The following is a 20576-nucleotide window of genomic DNA, read 5'->3' as shown; positions in this document are numbered from 1 at the left end:
TTCTAAGCTTTAATTCTTTCGTACAATTCTAAATATTTTTCAGATGACATTTCCCAGTCATTCTTTTGCTTCATAGCATTTTCTATCAAATGTCTATGGACGTCTTTTTTATTCTTATATACTTCAACGGCATTTTTAGCTGCAAATAAAAGTTCGTGTGCATTTATATTTGCAAATGAATAGCCCGTACCCTCTCCGGTATATTCATTATAAGGAATTACAGTATCTTTTAGACCTCCAGCTTCCCTTACAATTGGCAGAGATCCATAGCGCATGGCTATAAGTTGGCTTATACCGCATGGTTCTGAAATAGAAGGCATGAGATAAAAATCAGATCCTGCATAGATGTCATGTGATTCTTTATCATTATAATATATCCTTGCAGCTACCTTTTCTGGATACTTCCATTCAAAGTATTTAAACATTTCTTCATAGGTATAGTCGCCTGTGCCTAGAACAACTAATTGAATATCCTCTTGTAAAAGTTCTTCTAGGATATATCTAACAAGATCCATACCCTTCATTTCATTAAGCCTTGAAACTATACCAAATACAGGAACATCATCTCTTTCTGGAAGGTTATAAAGTTTTTGTAATTCTTTTTTATTTACATACTTATCATCAATGGAGTCTAAGTCGTAATTTTTAGCTAAATTTTTATCAGTTTTTGGATTCCAAACATCATAGTCAATTCCATTTACAATTCCATCTAGCTTGAAATTATATTCTCGAATTACTCCGTCAAGACCCTCGCCATAGAATGGATATTGAATTTCTCTGGCATAATTTTCTGATACTGTATTTACATGAGTTGCGTGAATAATTCCACCCTTCATAAAGTTTATTGCATCAAAATACTTTAAGTCGTTTTCATTGAAATATCTTCCATCAAGTCCGGCTAGAGCCATATAATCAGAGTTGAAAACTCCCTGGTATTTTAGGTTGTGAATAGTAAATAGGGTTCTTATGTCTTCATAAAAACTATCACCCTGACTAAAATCATTTACAAAAACATTGACCATAGCTGTATGCCAGTCATTTGAATGGATTATATCCGGTTTAAAATTAATTTCTTTTGGTAGAAGAGTGCATGCCTTAGAATAATAGATATATCTTTCTGCATCATCATCGTAACCATAGAGACCATCTCTGTCAAAATATTCAAGGTTATCTATAAAATAATAAGTTACTCCATCCCATTCTAACTGATAAACTCCAGCGTATTGGTGTTTCCAATCAAGATCTACGTAAAATTCTGTGACCTTTTCCATTTTTTCACGGAAAGAGCCATCTATTCCCTTATGTAGGGGTAATACAACCCTAATATCAACACCTTTTTTCTTAAGTTCCTTTGGAAGAGCTCCAGCAACATCTGCAAGCCCCCCAGTTTTTATGAATGGTACTGATTCACTTGTTAGAAAAAGTATATTCATTAATAGCTCCTTTGATCTAACGATTCATTTTTTCCTGTAACGAATGGATTTGCCCTATTACCAAATAATCTTACATCGTGGCCTATTTCTGTACCCTTATCAGTGATAACAAAGTTAAGAATAGCGCCGTCACCTATCACAGAATCTTGGAAAATGATAGAGTTTCTTATTATAGCTCCCTTTCCAATTTTTGCGCCCCTAAATATAATAGAATTTTCAACTTCTCCTTCAATAATTCCACCGTTAGCTATGAGCGAATTTTTAACATTGGCATTTTTGGTATAAGAAGTTGATGGTTCATCTTTTGATTTTGTATATACTAAACCATCTTTATAGAATAGGTCATCAAAAATCTCCTCGTCAAGAAGTCTCATATTAACTTCATAGAAAGAATTTACATCCTTAATAATTTCGAATTCTTTCTCTTGTCTATAAAAATCAATATTTAACTTTCCAGGATAAGCAAAAAGTGCTGATAGCATAGTATTAGATACATTAGCCTGCATGGCATGTCTTAAAACATTTAGGAAAGCTTCTTTTTTCATTAGTAAGGAGCCTAGGAATAAGTCAACTGTATCTGTAATTCCAAGGTTAATGCCAACACCTGTTGGTTTTCCTGAATCATCAGAATTAATAATGGATTGGTTTAGATATTCTCCATCCTTATCTACAGTCTTATTTGATAAGATTAAACAATCAATGTCTTCTTCTTTCATTTTTTCCATTGCATCACCAATGTCTTCCTTTATAATGTACATTGGGTTTTTGATGTAAACATACTCAAAATCGTGCTCTTGGAAATACACTATAGTATCATAATATGTTTCAACTTCGCTTCTAGGTCCTTTACTAGCTAGGCCTACTGGGTTTATCATAAGGCCGCCATTTCTCCTATTTAATTCCCAGCTTTTTCCGTTACCAACGTGGTCAAGAGTAGAACGCAATTTGCTACCTGCATACAAGATAACCCTATTTATATCATAATTTGCAAGATTTGATAAGGCGAAATCTATAATTCTATATCTACCACCAAATGGCAACATATAATCTGGTCTAAATTTACATAAAGGACCATAATTTGATTCATTAAAGTCAGGACTATAAACTAAAGCAACAATTCTTTCCATCCTATTCCTCCTCTATCCCTTCATTGCTGACAAGATAAACTTTTTCGTCATTTTCTTTGCCTATATCTTCGGTTAATTCCATGTTTTCAGCTACTACAGCATTATAGATCTTAACCCCAGATTTTACTTTTACTCCATTTAATAAAACTGAATTATAAACTTCAGCTCCTTCTTCTATCTCGACTTCAGAAAATAGAACAGAATGATTAACCTTGCCATTTATAACACAAGCTTCATTTACAAGAGTATCAGTAAGCTCAGCCTTCTTGCCTAGTCTATGTGGAGGTAGGTTAAGAGATTTAGTATATATTCTCCAGTTATCATCATAAATTCGAAGTTCATTATCAGGATCAATAAGATCAAGGTTTGCCTGCCAGAAACTTCTAACTGTTCCTACATCCTTCCAATAACCGTCAAATTTATAAACATAAAGTGGTGATCCTTGGTTTAGCATTTTTGGTATAATATCATGGCCAAAGTCATTTGTAGATTCTTTATTTTCATAATCTTCAATTAATTCTTTTCTTAAAACTTTCCAATTGAAAATATAAATACCCATTGATGCAAGGTTTGATTTTGGATTTTCTGGTTTTTCTTCAAATTCAACAATTTTACCATCTTCATCAGTATTCATGATTCCAAAACGACTAGCCTCTTCCCAATCTACTTCCATAACAGCGATTGTACAGTCAGCACCTTTTTGCTTATGTACATCTAGAAGTTCTCTGTAATCCATCTTATAAATATGATCGCCTGATAAAATTAAAACGTACTCTGGATTAACCTCGTCTAAATAATTGATATTTTCATATATAGCAGAAGCAGTACCTTCAAACCACCTACCACCTTCTTCAGTATAGTATGGTGTAAGAATTCTTAAGCCACCAAAATTTCTGTCATAATCCCAGGCAGTGCCTATGCCAAGGTGTTCATTTAATAGTTGTGGTTTATATTGAGTCAAGACACCTATATCTTTAATTTCACTATTTGTAGAGTTACTAAGGGCGAAATCTATAATACGATATTTCCCCCCAAAAGGAACTACCGGTTTTGCCATCTCTCTTGTCAATGCTTTAAGTCTTGAACCTTGTCCACCTGCTAAAAGCATTGCTGCAGTGTTATTTGCGTTTCTCATAAGCCCTCCTGTTTTATGAATTATATTTGTCTTCATATATATACCCAAATATGGAAATTATATTCTAGAAAACCTTTTCTTTTTTATATTTTATCATATATTTAACTCTTTTGACAAGCATTATTATATAAGTATAATTACCCTATATGGGGATGCCATGGTTTCGACGTGATTGAAGAGGCTTTGGCTGCAGGCCGTATATCAAAACGTAAATTGATAATTAAATATAAACGCAAACGAAAATAGCGAAGCAAACTTCGCACTAGCTGCCTAGTAATAGGTCCAGCAATGAATATTAGGTCCGTCGCAGACTTAATATTCGTTTTATAATTACGCGACAACCGATATATCAAAGCTTTGAGCTATATCGAGTATTATGAAGCTAGCATAAAAACTTTTTGTAAGTTTTTTATTTTCTATGCGAAACTTTAAAACTTAATAAGCTTGTATATGCCTTTGGTGACGCTTTCACGGACAAGGGTTCGAGTCCCTTCATCTCCACCACTTTAAACTAATAAACTTTTCTAGTTAAACCTAGACGGTTCTATATGGTTCTGTATATTGATTTTATAACATTTATTAGATTTCATCTTTTTTCTATATGTTTCTATATAGTTCCATATAGTTTTAAAAATCGTAACATTTTTACGATTTTCGTAACATTTTTTCGTAACACGATTAAATGAAAATAATTATAATACGAGGGAAATATGAAAATAGGACAAGCAATAAAATATCGTAGAGAAGAACTGAATTACTCTTTAGAATACCTCGCAAATAGAATTGGAAAATCAATACCAACAATGTATAGATATGAAAGATCTGACAATCCAGATGTTTTAAGTTTAGACGTTTTCTTGGAAATATGTGAGATCCTAAAAACAACACCAGATGAAATCTTAAGTGATGTTGATAACTATGTAAGAACTAACACAAAGGTTTTTCCATCAATGATTAGAGTTCCCCTACTTAGCGAAGACGATATTTTAGTAACAGACAATAAAGATACTGAATATTATGTTCCTTTTGATAATCCTTCTGAAATACCATACAAAAATATCGCTGCATACAAAATAAAAGATTCCGCTAAATTTCCTAATTGTTTTGATGAGCATGATATAATTTACATTTGTAAAGTTAATGAATTTGAGGATAAGAAAAACTACATTTTTCTTGATGAAATTGATGATAAAATTCAATTAATAAAAGCTAGATTGCTTGATGAAGGAAATTTTTTATTTATAGATGGCAATAATAAAGTAATCGATCTTCAGAACAATAATCTTAAGTTAATAGGAAAGTTATTGCAGATTAATAAATCACTATAATAATTAAAATAAAAAATATTAAAACACTTTATCATTTTTTGATTTTAATGGTTTTGAAGTAAATTAATATTGATTAGAAAAGATATTAGTCTACATTTAGGCACACAAAAGCCAGGAGTACCAGATCCTGGCTTTTAGTTTTCTATAATCATCACCCCGCTTATGCGGGTAAAATTAAAGCTTTTGCATTGAGCTTGTCAGATCAATAGGATCACCCCCGCTTATGCGGGTAAAATTTTTGACTTGTCAAGTAAATTTAAGTATGATTAGGATCACCCCCGCTTATGCGGGTAAAATCTGGTCAAGTTTATGATTATCAGCATAGGGGAGGGATCACCCCCGCTTATGCGGGTAAAATACTTAGTAAACTATGATTTCAAGCTAAATTCAAAATCAATATTTTGCGTTTTAAAGCTTTTTATTTTTGTTTACATATATTTACATTCATTTCTTTTTTTCTATCAAGAAATATGCCTTTGTTGCACTTTGAACCATACCTTTGTCTACCAATCCTGTCCTCTCTCTCCACCCAGGATCAAGAGTAAAGATATTACCATTCTTATCTGCCCCAGCATAAGCTACAAAGTGTCCTGCATTAAAGTTAAACCAGCTTCCAATTCGCCTTGGTGGATTAGAATAATAATCCCTGCCGCCTACATTGCCTAAAGCCATTCCGCCATTGCTTAGATGTCTTCTAGCTTCATTATAATCTAAAGTCCTTCTAACTGTATATCCTTGACTACCCAAGTAAGACTCTAGCATTCTTGCTAATCCATTACCATCGCTTCCATAACTAGTACCAGTAACTCCTAGTCGTACTGCTTCATTCCATACTTTTCTTGGATTTACACTTTTACCTGTTAAGTTTGACAAGAGGATAGCTAATGAAGTTGGTCCACAACCTACTCTTTGTATATTTCCTCCAAAATCGCCTTGATTCCAATAAGCGTATGTTTTACCATTAAAATTAACATATCCCATTCCTCCTGATCCGCCTACAATATTTGCAATATCCTGCATTCCAATTCCTGAAAAGTCTGATCCTGGTATGCTTGAATCTGCTTGATTTGGTATAGGTTCTTGTTCTTCAACTCCTTCTAAAATGGGATATTGAAATTTCCACTCATTATCAAACATATCTTCTGCATTAGATACTGTATCTCCATTCCAACCTTCAAATTTCCATTGCTCGTCTGCCTTTATTTCTGTAACATTAAAAATACTAGTTATTGCTATAAATCCAGCAATCATAAATATTTTACTTTTTTTCATTCTCTCTCCTTTTATCATTTATTAATATTTTTCTCATTTTGATTTATTATTTTATCATAATATGACAAAATGTTTGTAAAAAAAATTAATACCAATTATTCTTGATCCAATAGTTATAAGCGTTTGTTATAGAGCCATATCTATTTATCATATAATCGTGCATCCATAGTAATTGAGTTTTAGGATTTGTTTGCCAATCTTCACCATAACTTTTCATTTTTTCAGGCGGATAAGCTTGACCTAATCCATAAGCTCCTGATGATGGATTTCTTGCACTTGGATTCCAGCCTGATTCTTTACTTATAATATACTCCCAATGTTTTTTCTCTACATCACTAATCTTTAATTCTTTTACAACAGATTCAAAGTCGTTTTTTACATTTCCAGTTGTTCCAGGATTATTAAGATTATTATGTGTGCTGCCGCTAGAACTTGAAGATATACCACCTATTACTCCCTCTTTATCTAGCCTAGTATAAGGATTAGTGACTTTAACTATATCGCTAGGTTGTTCATCAGTTTCTATATCATAGCACTTTAGAACCACTGTAGTATCTCCTACCTTATGTGTAATGTAATAGACTCTTTTAATTCTGTGACTGTCTTTGTGGTATTGATCTATTGCTTTATAAATTTTATTTTTATTTTTACTTGATAAGTCATTATCATTTTCTACGGAAATTAAAGATAAAATAGCTTTGGCATTATCAGGATTTTGTAGATAATTTACAATATCTGCTTCACTCCTATACTTCTCATCTAATTTTCTAGTTAATTCTCTAATATAATCAAAATGCTCTTTTATATCTTCGCCAAAATTCTTTTTTGTAGGATCAACACCCTCTCCCTGGTGTACATCAGATTCAATTTGAATATCTGTCAATGGCATCGACCTATTATTACCCAGGACAATTGTAACAGCCATAATTAGACCCATAGTTATCATCGCAAAAAATCCAGCTCCTAACATCATTGCTAAAATTGCTTTCATAGCTTGCCATATACCTATCATCAGTTTTTTTATTAGATTAAAAGCACGTACGATGGTATTTTTGCTTATGTCTTTTATTACCGCTCCCAAACCATTAGATTTATATAGACTTCTATACCTACCATACGTTTTTGCAAGGCTCTTGTAACCTTTAACAGGCTTAGTTTTAATTAATTTAAAACCACTTTTAATTTTATCTCTATTTTTAACACCCTTTATAACCTGCTTACTAGTTTTTATAGTTATATTTTTTCCTGGTTTATAGATGAATGCCTTCCCTGCCCTATAATAGTTTCTATGAATATCAACGGATTCACCTAAACCGCTTAAAGCTAGATTATTGCTATCTTGTTTTAAGTCCCTTATTATTTTTCTGCCATAATCTTTTACACCCTGCTTGCTTGCATTTTTAATTTTAATTCTTCTAGTTTTGATTTTATTAAACTTTTTGATAGTTTTAGCATAATTTTTCCTTTCAATGTTATTTAAAAGAAATTCTTTATCGGCATACAACAGTTTTGCATAACCTAAATTATATTTTGACCTAGATACAAGCATATATTTTCTAAGGCTTGATTTATCAAGACCTTTTTCTTTCAAGTATTCATTCCATATTTTTTTATTAGTAAACTTTTTTCCAGGAGAATCCGTACTAATAATATTTTTTAAATTTTTGTATTTGTTATTTTTAAAAAATTCAATATTAGCATTTTCTAAACCAGTTATTTTGTTAAGTCCCTTATTACCTAAGTCATTAAATCTTTGATTTATCGTCCTGGTATCGAGTCTTATATCTCCTTTTAAAAAACCTTTTGGTGTAATCAAGGGAGTGGTCTTTATTTTATTCATTCCAGCAGAAGCTGCTTCAAGTCCAACGTTTTTAGCTAATCCACCATACATTCTTCCATAATAGGCATAATCCTGAACGATTTTTAAATTTTCTTCAGATCTTGATTCGTTCATCAATTCTCTATTAACAAACTTAACTGCTCCCTTTGCAGATCCTTTAATTTTCTTGTCGACATACTTTCCAACGTAATACCCTTTATCAAAATAATTTTTTCTTTCAACTTCATCAACTTTAAAGGCTGTTGCTTCCACAGTAGTAGATTTTTTATCTTTTTTACTTAAGTTTTTATTTATATATCTACTTTCTACTTTCTTAAAACTTTTTTCTTCATTTTTTTGTTTAGCTTTTTTAATAGATTCTTTTTTATTTTTTCCAGTAGTTTTAAATTTATTGTTATCATTGAGTTTTTTATCATTATTTATTTTTTCTTTATTAACCCTGTTGCTACTTACATATCTTTTATTAACCTTTATCATTATCTATCCTCTATTCATTAGTTCTTTATCTAATATTTCTTTCTTAACATTAGTTTTAGCAACTTTCTTTTCCTCTCTTTCAATCCAGCTCTTTTGAGCTGCCTTATGCTCATGTAATGTTTCTTTACTATCATAAAATTTTTTCGACTTTAATAAATCTTTTGAATATACTTTTAAATTGTCAATTTTTTTATTTAAAGTGATTATTTGTTTTTCTAAAAGTTCTTTTTCAGTTTTAAGTTCTTCCAAAGTAATAGTAGATCTTGACTCGGCATACTTTAATTTCCCTTCTTGTTTTGCAAAATCAAAATATTCTAGATACAGATTGTATTCATCAAGAGTTTTATTCAATTCATTTCTTTCATTAAAAAGTTTTTTAAACAATTCGTCTTTTTCTTTTATCTTTTCATTTAATTCCTCATAACTTTTTATTTTTAACATCGAAACAAAATTTAAAGTATGGTATAGGTCTTTAATATAATCGCTGCTCTCGATTTCTTTTTCTCTTAAATAATTTGCTTCTAGCTCCAGGTCTATTTCTAACTTTGTTTTTTCATTTTTATTTTTATCATATTTTTTTATTTTCCTTAGCTCACCAGCATACATTATCTTATTAAATATTTTATTATTTAAGGTTCTCATCTTTTCTTCTTCATTTTTAATTTTAGATAATTCATCTTTTATTTTTTTCTTCTCGTATTCTTTTCTTTCTTCAAAACTTAAAGAAAAGTATTCTTGCAATCCTAATTTAGTAAATTCATAACCTAATGTCTTTCCTCTCACTGCTTTTGCTTCCGCCTGATCCTTTCTTGGACTATATGAAATGGTCTTATATTCTTTTCCAGTATTTGGATTTTTGTATCTGACTTTATATCCTAATTTTTCAACCTTATCTATATAATCATAAAAATCTTTTGAGTTATTCCTAACATAGTATAAATCTTTTTTTAATTCTTCTTTCCAAGAATCGTTGTTTTTATATTTCTTATGTTCATACCAGCTTTTATCTTTTTTCATGCTGCTAATCATTTCGGGTTCAGATACTTCTGAATAACCAAAAACATTAGCTAGCTTGTTTGTCTTTGAAATTAATTTTTCTACATAACCTTCTGGTATATGTAGCTTGTTGCCTTTATATTTTTTTGAATAGGCATTGATTACTATATGAGTATGAAAATAATCATTGCTTTCATCGCTCGATGGTAAATGTGATGAAAGATATGATTGATATTCTGATCCGCAAATTTCTTTTGCGACCTGCTCAGAAAATTTATGAAGCTGCTCCCAACTAAATTTTTCTGTATCATATTTATTAAAAGACACAACAAAATGATACAAAAAACGAGAATTCTTTTTAGGTTTAGGATCATGCCTGTTTTTTTCCCAGAGCCTATTTGCTCTTGTCATCATCAATTGTTTTTTTGCAACATTTTTATTTTTAGATAATCCATTTATTGTAGATATAAATTCTTCATTATCAAAATTTTTATTTTTGTTATCAGCATAGTCTAAAAGATTTACCACACCAGAAGGTGGTCTTTTTTGTACGTCGTAATTATATTCGATTAAATTCGATGTTGCTTTTTCTGCAATTCTTTTAGAGCCATCGTGTACCACGCTTACTAATTTTACTATTGGCAATTAAAGTTTTTCCTTTCTTCAAGAATATCTATAACTTCTCCTATTTTTTTATAACAATCTTGAAGTATATTTTTTATTTCTTTATCTGTATCAGCAAGATTGTCTAGGTGATAAATTATTAGATCTAATTTTTCTGCAACTAAATTTTCTTCTTCGTTTTCAAAGTAGTGTTTGATTGCATCGTTAATCAAATCCGATTCAGTATAATTTTTTATTTTCTTTGTTGCATTTCTAATTTTATTAGATAGGTTTTGATCTAACATAAATGTTTTTCTTTTATACAAATCTATTCCTTCTTCCAACACAAATCATTTAATAATTAGATATGATATGTGTTTTTATTTTTAAACTTTTGTAACTATAAGACAAATCATAAATGATTAGACTTATATATTTTTATTTATTAATTTTCTATTTTCTAAATTTTTTCCCCCAAAAATATAAATCGTTTTGCAAAACAGCTACGAATAATATTTTTTAAATTCTAATTTTTGAAATCCAAGACTAATCATAAATGATCAGACTTGTTAATTCTTTTTTAAAATTTTCTATTTTTTTGAAACAAGGACATCTTGTTAATCTGTCCTTGACAAGATACGCAAACTGGGGACAAAAAAGCATCTTTTTTGTATTTTTGAAGGTTTGCACTTGCAGCATAAATGCTGATTAATCAGGAGAAAATCTCCCGAACCCACTATTTTTTCTATCATAAAAACTTCGTTCTTGACTAATTATTAGAAGACAAACAAATAACTCATTTAAAGATTTTCTCTAAAAAAGATTTCGACATCTTAAAATTATTTTCTTTTTGTAATTCGTCTTCTGTAATATCTACCTGGATAATATTTTTTATATTTGGATTTTGTTTTAGTGCTTCCAACAAAAATCTTCTGTCTGATCTTAAGTCTTCTTTTACATTTAAGATATATTCAGGATTAGATTTCAATGCAGCTAAAATATATCTTTCATCATTCCTTAAGGACTCTGGCAAATATTTTATTATCTCGCCATGATCCATAAGCACTTTTTCTGCTAAAGAATATTTTTCCACCACTCTATCTCCCAAACATAATAAAAAATAAGGAAATATCTTTAAGTTTATTTTTCTTTCATATGATATTTTTTTACTTTCATCTTCCTCGTTATAAACAAACTTTTCTGGATTATTTTTTATTTCCTCATTAAGGTAAATCAGAATTTTAGGATTTTTTTCAAACTCATTAAAGAAAAGATCGTAGTAACTCTCGGTATCTAAATTGACATATTTAAAATTGCTTACATCACTTTCAACAAAGCTTTTACATATTTTAAGATTTTGTTTTACAGACTCATCAAAATATTTCAAACCCTGATTCACATTTTGTAATGATATTAATTCAGCAAGTTCAACACTCTCTCTTGCATCTATACTCATCATTCCCAAAACAGTATCAGCAGGCTCTGCTTTCTTCTTAAATATCTTTACTATCTGATCTTCATTAAAGTTATAAATATAGTTTTTATATTTTTCCTGTTCTGTAATGAAATGCCTTAAGTCGCTCATTGTGATATTATCTTTAGATACTAAGTTTCTAAATTTTTCTTCAAACTTATTGCTATTACTAATTTGATTATCGATAATATAAGCAAATTCTGTATTGTTTTTTATTTTCTCTAATAGATCGATTGAATCGTTGCTTGCAGCATTGTTATTAAATTCATCAATTTTTGCCTTATATACATTATTTAATTTTTCTAGGTACTCACATTTATCTTTAACTTCATCTATAAGTTTTTCTAGCTCTTTGATTCTTTTATTGTTTTCTTCTCCACTTATTTTTAGTTCAGCATTTTCACGCTTAATGCCGCCTATCATTTTTTCAAATATTTCTTTATCTACACTAGCATTAACCCTAGTCATAATAACTCCTTAAAAATTAGCTCCCAATTGGGAGCTATCTTTTATCTTTTTCGTTCACCTTTGTCAATTTCTTTTTTGTTGCTTTCAATTTTTTCATCAGGAACTTTTTGAGAGCAAATTTCATTTACTCTTTCAAGTCCCTTATCAAATTCAAATTTTAATTCAGATCCTTTAACCTTTAGAACTGATTTATCTTCCCAGTTAAGTTTTTTATTTTCATCTATACCTGGTGCTACTATTTTGTAATCGTAATCCTTATCGATATAGATATAAGAGGTTTGATTGTCTTTGTTTTTTATAGGTTTGATTTTTGTATCGATTGAAAAATCTTTATATTGACTTTCCTCTGGAAATCTTATTCTAAATTTACTATGTTCTCCTTGATCATAATATAAGTCATTTACCTTATATTCATTCACGCTCGTATTTAAAAACTTTATATAAACATCGTTCTTTGTGACTTCATCAGAAAGTTTTTCTAACCTTTCTTTTCCTTTATTAAATTCTCTTTGAAGATCAGTGCCTGATATTTTTATTTCTTTTTTATTTTTCCAATCAAGCTCTCCGTCATTTGATACACCAGGTGCTATAGCTTTATATTCAAACTCTGGACTTATATACATATATGAAGTTAAACCATCGTCATTTACTCTTGGTGCGATTTTTGTATCTAATGAGAAATCTTTATATTCACTTTCCTCTGGAAATCTTATTCTGAATTTAACTATTTCCTTATTGTTATCAAAAACATCTTTTGTTTTATATTCATGAACATCTTTGTTGGAAAACTTAATAGCTAAATCTTTTACATCTTTTGTCATCTCTATGTCCTCTTGATTTTCCGTATATTTTTCGTATATGTTTTGTGGAAGCTTTAATCCACACTTATTTAGCTCTTTGTCAAACTCCTGAACTGTCATCACGTCCATATCAAAATAATTTTCAAGTTCCTCGTAGAAATCTTTGTATGTTTCGCTGTCAAAACTTTTTCCGCCATTTGGCTTTCCATCAGCTTCTAACATAACTTGATCTTCAAATTCTTCTATTATAGAATCTATTAAAACTTTGTTTTCCTCGATGAAAGTTAGTTCGTGGAAAGAATTGTAAGCTAGCCCAAGTTCTTTTAGCTTTTCGTCTGTAACATCTACATATACTAAATCATCATAAGTAGGAGTATAACCTAAGAAAGACACTCCGCCAGATTCTCTTTCTACCTCAACTTCATTTATATATTGAACAAACTCATTTGTATCTAAAGAATACTTACTTTGTGTAGGTACACCGTCGTCGGATTCGTAGTAGGCAACTCCTATTTCTTTAGTTTCTAGATAATCATTTAAGATGCTTTTTAAGCTTTCTTCTTCTGTATTTCCATATTCTGCTTTAAAAAATTCTACTATTCCCTGAACCTTTTCCTTTTTTTCATTTACATTTTCATTAATTTCTTGTGCTATTTTGCTATACTCTGAGTCTAAATAATCAAAATATTCTTTGTTATCTTTAAATTCTTCTTTTAATTTAAATTCTTTACTCATAACTTTTTTAAGTTCATTTACTAGAAGATTGGCATGAAATTTAATGCTTAATTCGTTCGTTTTCGGATCACTGTTTTTATTTTTAAACACTTTATTAATTTCTTGTTCAAGGCTTTTATCTAAAATACTTTGAATATCAAGAGGTAGAGGTGATATTTGCTTCCTATAATCTCCAACACTACCTTCTATAAGTGCATAACCATCACCTAGATCATATACCAGGTATCTTAAATCATTTGACTTTCCCTCATTCCTGTAAGATGGTTCTAGCTGCCTTAATATATCTACAAGGCTGCCAGGTGTAACCCAGACTAAATGATTATATTTTCCTAACAAGTCACTCTCATTTAATTTATCTAGTTTTAAAGACTCATTATAATCTATCATAATTAAACCTACCTGTTTATATCTTTATTTATTCCTAAGCTCTCTTTAATTTCATCAACTTTATCATTTATTAAATCCATCATGTTTTGATTACTATCTAACTCATACACGTTTATTTCTTCTAAGTATTCTTCTATAAAGTCATCTAAATCAATACCTTCGCTTATTAGCTTATCTTTTGCTATTTCTTGAGCTTCATAGCCTATTGTATCTTTTAACTCATCAAGAATAGGCTCGATGCTGTCATAACTGCTGCAATCACCTATATTGTTTAAAGCTTCCTCAATACCCTCAGTTAGTGGTAATTCATAATCTTTAGCTATACTAATAGCAACGTTTCTTACAATATCATCTAAGTTTTCATATAAGTCGTCTGTATTTCTCAGATATTGAGCTGACATTATATCCCTATCGAGGTCACCTGATAAACCGAATTCCTCAGCCACCCTGTCATAATATCCGCTATTTGCCAATTTTGGAAGCGATCTATATAAGTCTGATGAGTAAACATCGACAGCATAATCTGCAATTTCGCTTATTTTATCGGTCAAACAACCAGAATTTTCAGACAATAAATTTTCATACAATGAATAAGATACATCGTCTAAATCAGCTTTTAAACTTTCGTAATCGTCTTTATAAAATTTCTCTCTGTCGATTTCCCTCTCCTGTTCTTCTTCATAGCTTATAGGCTCGCCATGAATGACTTTTTCATCTTCAAGATCAATACCTAGCTTTTCAATATAGCCATCGATGTCAGCATCAAATATTGAAACTGCATTATTATCATTCATAAACTCGTTATAAATTGAATTTAAACAATCCTCATTATTTATATTTTTTTCAATAGATATAAGCGATTTAATATAATCTTCATAATTTTCACTGATTAATTGATATACATTTGCTCTTACTTCATAATAACTCATAGTTTTCTCCTTTTATATTGTGATAATTTTAGTTAATAAAATAATATTTTTATCATATTTTAATAATTTAGTTGTAAAAAAAATTATCTACTTCTTTCTTTATCAACTTCTAACTCTAATTCTTTACATAAGTCTGAAATTACATCATCGATTTCTTCGTGTAATTCTTTGATAGTGAGATTGTTATCAATATCATCTATTCTTTCATCGACACCTTCAGTAATTGGGGCATATTCTATCATTTCGTTTACATCTATTCCCAAATCATAAAGTTTATCATAAACTAGGTTCTTAACAATATTATCAAGATTAGTATATAAACAATAACTATAGGCATCGTCCTGGCACATTTGAACATCCCTTATCAAGTCCCCTTGAGAACCAATTTGCGACATGGTTTCTTCATAAAATCCGTCCCAATAGAGGTCACCAATGCTATTAATAAGATCTTCGTTCATTATATCTACATAACCTGATGCTAAATCCGTTATTACATCACAAATGTAGTAATCTTCTTCCGACCTGTTCTCAAGCTCATATTTTAGCTCATCACATATTTCTTCTCCACGATCCTCTAGAAAATCGGATCTGTAAGTGTTCATTCCTCTAATTTCATACTCTTCCTGATATTTTTCTAATTTACTTTCTTCCATTATTTCACCCTTTCTTTTATTTTTTAATAAATATATTATATATCAGCTTATATCTATTATAATTATATCATAATACGATAATTATAACAATAATACGTGCAATTATTATCATAATACGATACTTAAATTCTTTAAAACGACTTGTGTATATTAAAGTAACTAGTTAATTAATGTATGCTGTATTTATAAAATCATAAAATGCAGCGAGCAAACAAAAACTCCAGGATTAAAACCTGGAGTTTTATATTAGTTATTAGATTTTTTTATGTTGCAGTCACCACATAGCATTTGGCAATTTTCAGCTATAGTCTTGCCGCCTTTGCTCCATGGGACTATGTGATCGCCTTGTAATTCGTCAAATTCGAACTCTTTGCCGCAACCAGCACACTTATGACCTTGTCTTTCATAAGCTACTAATTTATCTCGTCTATCAAAACTCCTTATGTTTAGGAGTTTTTCTTTTCCTGTTAGAAGATACTCATAAATGCCTGATTTTTTACTAACATCTTCATCGCCCATTAATCGTTGAACTTCTTTTTCAAGCTTCACAGGATCAAGGTCTTTCCTATCCTTATGTTCATTGTAATATAGACCCCAAGGAAGTCCTTTCATTTCTTTTCTGTATTTAGGGAAAATAGCTTGTACCCACTCTATAACAGACCTAAAGTAAGACCATAGCTCCTGTGCTGTTGGATCGTGCATATGCCTAGCCATATACTCCTCGATAGAAATTCCATCACGAGAAGATGCCCAAGACAGAGCTGTTTCAAGGTACTCTTGCCTGATTGAAGTTCCTTTTAAATAGTCGCCTGCTAAACCATCAGCAGCACTTCCTGTTTTTGAAAAATATCTTTTTGCATCAGTTGTCCGTGATCCTGCATAAACTGCATTTCTTAATTCCTGATCTGTCAACTTCTTGCCAGCAATATTAATTATTTTAAACCATTCAAGCTTTTCACTATCAGTTCCATCACAAACATAAACAAATAATTCATATTTCAATATTTGATCCTGAATATCTTTAGGCAAGTTATGGAAAAACTTGTCATCTACGGAAAAGTTACCATCAATATATTCACAAAGTGATATTGTTCTTTGTTGACCATCTAAAACTTCATAGGAATCCTCTCCAGTTCTTGCCCAATAAATTACATTAAGTGGCAATCCTTTTAAAACGGAACGGATAACTTCATTTCTATCGTTTTCGGGATAAACAAACTCTCTTTGATACTTTGGTCTAATATCAAGTCTATCGTCATATCCTGTTACACCTTCTTCAGCATCGTTAAAGTAGCCTTCTGCAACCTCACCAACGGTTACTTTTCTTTCTTCTATAATCATTTTTAGTCCTCGTTTCTTGGCTCTGGATTTTTATTTCTTATTAAAATTCTAGCATAAACAGAATGAACATATTCTTTTGTTTTTTCGTTATATAGAAAATTCCCATTTTTTGATTTTCCTTTTAATACTGGATTACCGTTAGCTTTTCCTCCTGATGCATTTGTATAAGACATATCTTGCCTCATTTCCCTAAAATCATTGTAGTATCTTAAATTTGGTATTCCTGCTTGTTCATCGGTACTAGATTGTAATAGACCTATTATATCAAACTGATCGGGATTATATTTATCCATAAATGTGATTGGTACTCCCATATATCCTTCGTAATCATAAGGTATTTCTGTCACTTTATCAACATTTATAGCATCATAATTATCATACTTTGGATAATCTTCAGGATTATATTTTCTAATAAGAATCAAGTCCTCATGACGTTTTTTAATATCAAGATTGGTAAACCAACAAACACCAGCTACATTTAAAATAATATCACCATTTGTATCTATCTTTGTCTTCTTACTCTGAATTTCAACATTACCTGGCATAATCATCCATCTTCCACCATTAAGTGAAGTTGCTCCAACCCAAACCTCATTACTCTTTAATAGAGGGAAAAACTCTTTGTAAGTAATGGCGTTTTTATTTCCCATTATGACGAATTGCTTTTCATACTTCATAAGAATTGCCACATACTCTCTAAATAAAGAAAATGGTGGATTTGTAACTACAATGTCAGCTTCCTCTAAAAGCTGCAGGCATTCATCAGATCTAAAATCTCCATCACCTTTAAGTTCTGTCAGCTCATTTTCACCCATTTTGAAAAGTTCAGCGACATCGAGCATATCGATACCACCATCACCTGTTGCATCGTAAATTTTAGTGACGACAGCCTTGTAAGGCTTTCCTATGTTAGACTCATCACCACCTAAAACATCAAATAAAGACAACTGTTGGTGTGCTATAGGAGAAGTCGCATAGCAAGTAGCTATTAATTTTTTAAGTCCTAGTCGATTAAAATTAAGAACAAAATATTTGAAAAAGTTGCTTTCAAACGGATCATCACAATTACAAAAAACCGTTTTTCCTTTAAAATGTTTTCTGTAATATCTTAATTCTTGTTCAATATCCGTAAGCCTTGTGTAAAATTCATCGTTTTTGACTTTTTTAGCATTTGCCAATTGACTATTATTACTTTCAGTCACTTCAATCCTCGTTTCTTGGTTCTGGGTGCTTGTTACGAATGAAAATTCTATCATATGTTTCTTTGGAATTTATCAATGTTTTTTTATCGTTAATGGCTATCTCCCTATTCTTAGAAATGTGAGAATCTAATAATTCTTCAGACTTAGACCAACGTCTACTCCCTAATATTTCAAACTGATCGGGATTATATTTATCCATAAATGTGATTGGTACTCCCATAATCCCCTCGTAATCATATGGAATATCTTTAACCTTAGATACCTCTATAGCATTATAATTATCATACTTTGGATAATCTTTAGGATTATATTTTCTAATAAGAATCAAGTCTTCATGGCGTTTCTTAATATCAAGATTGGTAAACCAACAAATATTACCTAAAGATCTCCATTTTTGCCCATTTTCGTCTTCCCAATACCTGGTTTCCCTTGGCTCATAATAATCTGGAACAGTAAAAGACATATCACCAGCTTTATTGCCTAACCACATCTTGTTTTCTTTTAACAATGGGAAAATTTCTTTATAAGTAATTGCATTTTGATTGCCAATAATTAGAAATTCTTTCTTGTAGTCCATTAAAACTTCTACATACTCTCTAAATAAAGAAAAAGGTGGATTTGTAACCACAATATCAGCTTCTTTTAAAAGTTCCAGGCACTCCTCAGATCTAAAATCTCCGTCACCTTTAAGCTCTGTCAGCTCGTTTTCGCCCATTTTAAAAAGTTCGGCAACATCGAGCATATCGATACCACCATCACCTGTTGCATCGTAAATTTTAGTGACAACAGCTTTATAAGGTCTTCCCTCGCTTGACTCATCACCCCCTACAACTTCAAATAGGCTTAGTTGCTGATTTGCTATAGGAGAAGTTGCATAGCAAGTAGCTATAAGTTTTTTAAGTCCTAGGCGATTAAAATTAAGAACAAAATATTTAAAAAAATTTGACTCAAATGGATCGTCACAATTACAAAAAACAGTTTTTCCTTTAAAGTGTTTTCGATAATATCTTAATTCGTTTTCTACATCAGTTAGCTGAGTGTAAAACTCATCATTTTTATCTCTTGCAGCAGAGTTTAAACTTTCATTACTAGCCAATTTTTTCTCCTTTATTATTCCTTATAAGTAAATCAAAACAATGACAACAAAAAATCCAATATTATCTACAACCCCGCTCATGCGGGTAAAACCTTATAAAAACAAAAGTTGCACTTATAAAAACAGGATCAACCCCGCCTATGCGGGTAAAATAGAAAACCTCAGTCGAGGGGTAGGAGTAGATAGGGATCACCCCCGCCTATGCGGGTAAAATTCCACTGTAATTATGGCAACGGGACTGTGACCAGGATCACCCCCGCCTATGCGGGTAAAATTCCTCGTCGAGTGCTACACCTTCCTCTAGTCTAGGATCACCCCCGCCTATGCGGGTAAAATTCCTCGTCGAGTGCTACACCTTCCTCTAGTCTAGGATCACCCCCGCCTATGCGGGTAAAATACTTAGCAAATATTGATTTCAAGCTAATTATAGTCTTCGTATTTTGCATTTTAAGGCATTTTATTTTTATCCTAAGGTGTTTATACCTCTATTTTATCGGCTTTTCCCTCTATTTTTCACTTTATAAATTTCTGATTTTAAATCTTCCAGGATAAATTTTTCTTTATTCAGGATAAAACTATAAAAGTTTTCTAAGTTTCCTGCAGCTGCATAATCATTTAGGCTCTCATAGTAAATTGGTCGATCTTTAGCTTCTATGATTACAGGCTGGTAGCCTGCTTTCATAAGCATAAAGTTTAGCAACAATCTTGCAGTTCTGCCATTTCCGTCTTGAAAAGGGTGGATTCTGACAAACTCAGCGTGGACGTATGAAGCAAGCTCGATAGCATTTAGATCAGATTTTTTAGATTCAAAATCTGCCATAAACCACTTCATAGCATTCCTTACTTCCGTCCAATCTGGCGGTGTGAAGCCAGCTCCTGTGATTCGGACGTTGTAGTTTCTATACAAGCCGCCTTCAAGGATATTTTCCATAACTACCTGGTGAATATCTTTTATCAGCTCCTCATCGAGTGCTGCACCTTCTTCTAGTCGACTTTTTATAAGCCTAAAAGCTTTTTCATTGTTGGTAACCTCGTATAGCTCTCTAAGATCTTTGCCCCCTATCGATACCTTATCGACAAGCAAAGTTTTAACCTCGGCTATACTTAAAGTGTTGCCCTCGATCTTAGTCGACTCATGAGTAAACCTTAAATCAAAGTCGTCAACTATGCTTTGATAAGTTTCTTTTGGTAATTTATCTATATTTTCTTTTACAAAGTCATTTAATTGTTTTATTTCGTCATAATGTGTCATATATTTCCTCTCCAAACGTCATATTTTG

At 31.1% G+C, this 20576-nt stretch carries 16 protein-coding genes, 1 other RNA gene and 1 CRISPR repeat array; of the genes, 2 read left to right on the top strand and 15 right to left on the bottom strand.

The features are described from left to right. Window positions 1-2: 2 nt before the first annotated feature. From glgA to K8P03_RS08640, 3 genes are read right to left on the bottom strand one after another with little or no spacing between them, the layout of a single operon-like run. Window positions 3-1433: a glycogen synthase GlgA gene (gene glgA, locus K8P03_RS08650; protein ID WP_223420287.1), complete on the bottom strand. Its 1431-nt coding sequence runs from the start codon at window positions 1431-1433 to the stop codon at window positions 3-5. After that, a complete protein-coding gene (gene glgD / locus K8P03_RS08645; protein WP_223420286.1) occupies window positions 1433-2560 on the bottom strand; it encodes a glucose-1-phosphate adenylyltransferase subunit GlgD in 1128 nt (375 codons plus the stop codon). Before glgD ends, glgA begins: the two co-directional genes overlap by 1 nt. Window position 2561: 1 nt before the next feature. Beyond that, window positions 2562-3695: a glucose-1-phosphate adenylyltransferase gene (locus tag K8P03_RS08640; protein WP_223420285.1), complete on the bottom strand. Its 1134-nt coding sequence runs from the start codon at window positions 3693-3695 to the stop codon at window positions 2562-2564. 148 nt (window positions 3696-3843) lie between these two features. On the opposite strand from K8P03_RS08640, the gene ssrA reads away from it, so the two are divergent. Continuing rightward, window positions 3844-4199, top strand: a transfer-messenger RNA (tmRNA) gene (gene ssrA / locus K8P03_RS08635). Window positions 4200-4405: 206 nt separating this feature from the next. Continuing rightward, window positions 4406-5023 carry a helix-turn-helix domain-containing protein gene (locus K8P03_RS08630; RefSeq protein ID WP_223420284.1) on the top strand — a complete coding sequence of 206 codons (618 nt, stop codon included), beginning with the start codon at window positions 4406-4408 and terminating at the stop codon, window positions 5021-5023. Between the two features lie 444 nt (window positions 5024-5467). Here K8P03_RS08630 and K8P03_RS08625 read toward each other — a convergent pair whose 3' ends face one another. From K8P03_RS08625 to K8P03_RS08570, 12 genes are all read right to left on the bottom strand, one after another. Next, window positions 5468-6295: a C39 family peptidase gene (locus K8P03_RS08625; protein WP_223420283.1), complete on the bottom strand. Its 828-nt coding sequence runs from the start codon at window positions 6293-6295 to the stop codon at window positions 5468-5470. 85 nt (window positions 6296-6380) lie between these two features. Next, window positions 6381-8612, bottom strand: coding sequence for an aggregation-promoting factor C-terminal-like domain-containing protein (locus K8P03_RS08620; RefSeq protein ID WP_223420282.1), 2232 nt, complete (start codon window positions 8610-8612; stop codon window positions 6381-6383). A gap of 3 nt (window positions 8613-8615) precedes the next feature. Continuing rightward, a complete protein-coding gene (locus K8P03_RS08615; RefSeq protein ID WP_223420281.1) occupies window positions 8616-10253 on the bottom strand; it encodes a relaxase family protein in 1638 nt (545 codons plus the stop codon). After that, entirely contained in the window at window positions 10244-10537 is a 294-nt protein-coding gene (locus tag K8P03_RS08610; protein WP_223420280.1) for a hypothetical protein, read from the bottom strand. Before K8P03_RS08610 ends, K8P03_RS08615 begins: the two co-directional genes overlap by 10 nt. Window positions 10538-11007: 470 nt before the next feature. Next, window positions 11008-12153: a DUF4116 domain-containing protein gene (locus tag K8P03_RS08605; protein WP_223420279.1), complete on the bottom strand. Its 1146-nt coding sequence runs from the start codon at window positions 12151-12153 to the stop codon at window positions 11008-11010. A gap of 41 nt (window positions 12154-12194) precedes the next feature. Beyond that, window positions 12195-14075, bottom strand: a complete 1881-nt coding sequence (locus K8P03_RS08600; RefSeq protein ID WP_223420278.1) for a hypothetical protein — start codon at window positions 14073-14075, stop codon at window positions 12195-12197. 8 nt (window positions 14076-14083) lie between these two features. Further along, the gene (locus K8P03_RS08595; RefSeq protein WP_223420277.1) at window positions 14084-15004 is read right to left on the bottom strand and encodes a hypothetical protein; all 921 of its coding nucleotides are present in this window, start codon (window positions 15002-15004) and stop codon (window positions 14084-14086) included. Between the two features lie 83 nt (window positions 15005-15087). Further along, complete coding sequence (locus tag K8P03_RS08590; protein WP_223420276.1) at window positions 15088-15657, bottom strand: hypothetical protein; 570 nt, start codon at window positions 15655-15657, stop codon at window positions 15088-15090. A 246-nt stretch (window positions 15658-15903) separates the two neighbouring features. Continuing rightward, the gene (locus K8P03_RS08585) at window positions 15904-16998 is read right to left on the bottom strand and encodes an HNH endonuclease family protein (protein ID WP_223420275.1); all 1095 of its coding nucleotides are present in this window, start codon (window positions 16996-16998) and stop codon (window positions 15904-15906) included. A 2-nt stretch (window positions 16999-17000) separates the two neighbouring features. Further along, on the bottom strand, window positions 17001-18200 hold the full coding sequence (locus K8P03_RS08580; protein ID WP_317847352.1) for an adenine-specific methyltransferase EcoRI family protein: 1200 nt from the start codon (window positions 18198-18200) through the stop codon (window positions 17001-17003). Between the two features lies 1 nt (window position 18201). Beyond that, window positions 18202-19296, bottom strand: coding sequence for an adenine-specific methyltransferase EcoRI family protein (locus tag K8P03_RS08575; protein WP_223420273.1), 1095 nt, complete (start codon window positions 19294-19296; stop codon window positions 18202-18204). Between the two features lie 125 nt (window positions 19297-19421). Next, a CRISPR array of direct repeats spans window positions 19422-19696; the repeat unit is 31 nt; unit sequence GGATCACCCCCGCCTATGCGGGTAAAATTCC. A 90-nt stretch (window positions 19697-19786) separates the two neighbouring features. After that, the gene (locus K8P03_RS08570) at window positions 19787-20548 is read right to left on the bottom strand and encodes a Fic family protein (RefSeq protein ID WP_223420272.1); all 762 of its coding nucleotides are present in this window, start codon (window positions 20546-20548) and stop codon (window positions 19787-19789) included. Window positions 20549-20576: the final 28 nt, after the last annotated feature.

The organism is Anaerococcus murdochii (assembly GCF_019957155.1).
Lineage (GTDB): Bacteria > Bacillota > Clostridia > Tissierellales > Peptoniphilaceae > Anaerococcus > Anaerococcus murdochii.
This window is presented reverse-complemented; position numbering and strand designations above follow the sequence as displayed.

Excerpts from the sequence above, each read along its gene's own strand:
- K8P03_RS08640 (WP_223420285.1), bottom strand. The coding sequence starts at position 3,695 with ATGAGAAACGCAAATAACACTGCAGCAATGCTTTTAGCAGGTGGACAA.
- K8P03_RS08625 (WP_223420283.1), bottom strand. The coding sequence starts at position 6,295 with ATGAAAAAAAGTAAAATATTTATGATTGCTGGATTTATAGCAATAACT.
- K8P03_RS08605 (WP_223420279.1), bottom strand. The coding sequence starts at position 12,153 with ATGACTAGGGTTAATGCTAGTGTAGATAAAGAAATATTTGAAAAAATG.
- K8P03_RS08595 (WP_223420277.1), bottom strand. The coding sequence starts at position 15,004 with ATGAGTTATTATGAAGTAAGAGCAAATGTATATCAATTAATCAGTGAA.
- K8P03_RS08620 (WP_223420282.1), bottom strand. The coding sequence starts at position 8,612 with ATGATAAAGGTTAATAAAAGATATGTAAGTAGCAACAGGGTTAATAAA.
- K8P03_RS08570 (WP_223420272.1), bottom strand. The coding sequence starts at position 20,548 with ATGACACATTATGACGAAATAAAACAATTAAATGACTTTGTAAAAGAA.
- glgA (WP_223420287.1), bottom strand. The coding sequence starts at position 1,433 with ATGAATATACTTTTTCTAACAAGTGAATCAGTACCATTCATAAAAACT.
- K8P03_RS08630 (WP_223420284.1), top strand. The coding sequence starts at position 4,406 with ATGAAAATAGGACAAGCAATAAAATATCGTAGAGAAGAACTGAATTAC.
- glgD (WP_223420286.1), bottom strand. The coding sequence starts at position 2,560 with ATGGAAAGAATTGTTGCTTTAGTTTATAGTCCTGACTTTAATGAATCA.
- K8P03_RS08590 (WP_223420276.1), bottom strand. The coding sequence starts at position 15,657 with ATGGAAGAAAGTAAATTAGAAAAATATCAGGAAGAGTATGAAATTAGA.
- K8P03_RS08600 (WP_223420278.1), bottom strand. The coding sequence starts at position 14,075 with ATGATAGATTATAATGAGTCTTTAAAACTAGATAAATTAAATGAGAGT.
- K8P03_RS08585 (WP_223420275.1), bottom strand. The coding sequence starts at position 16,998 with ATGATTATAGAAGAAAGAAAAGTAACCGTTGGTGAGGTTGCAGAAGGC.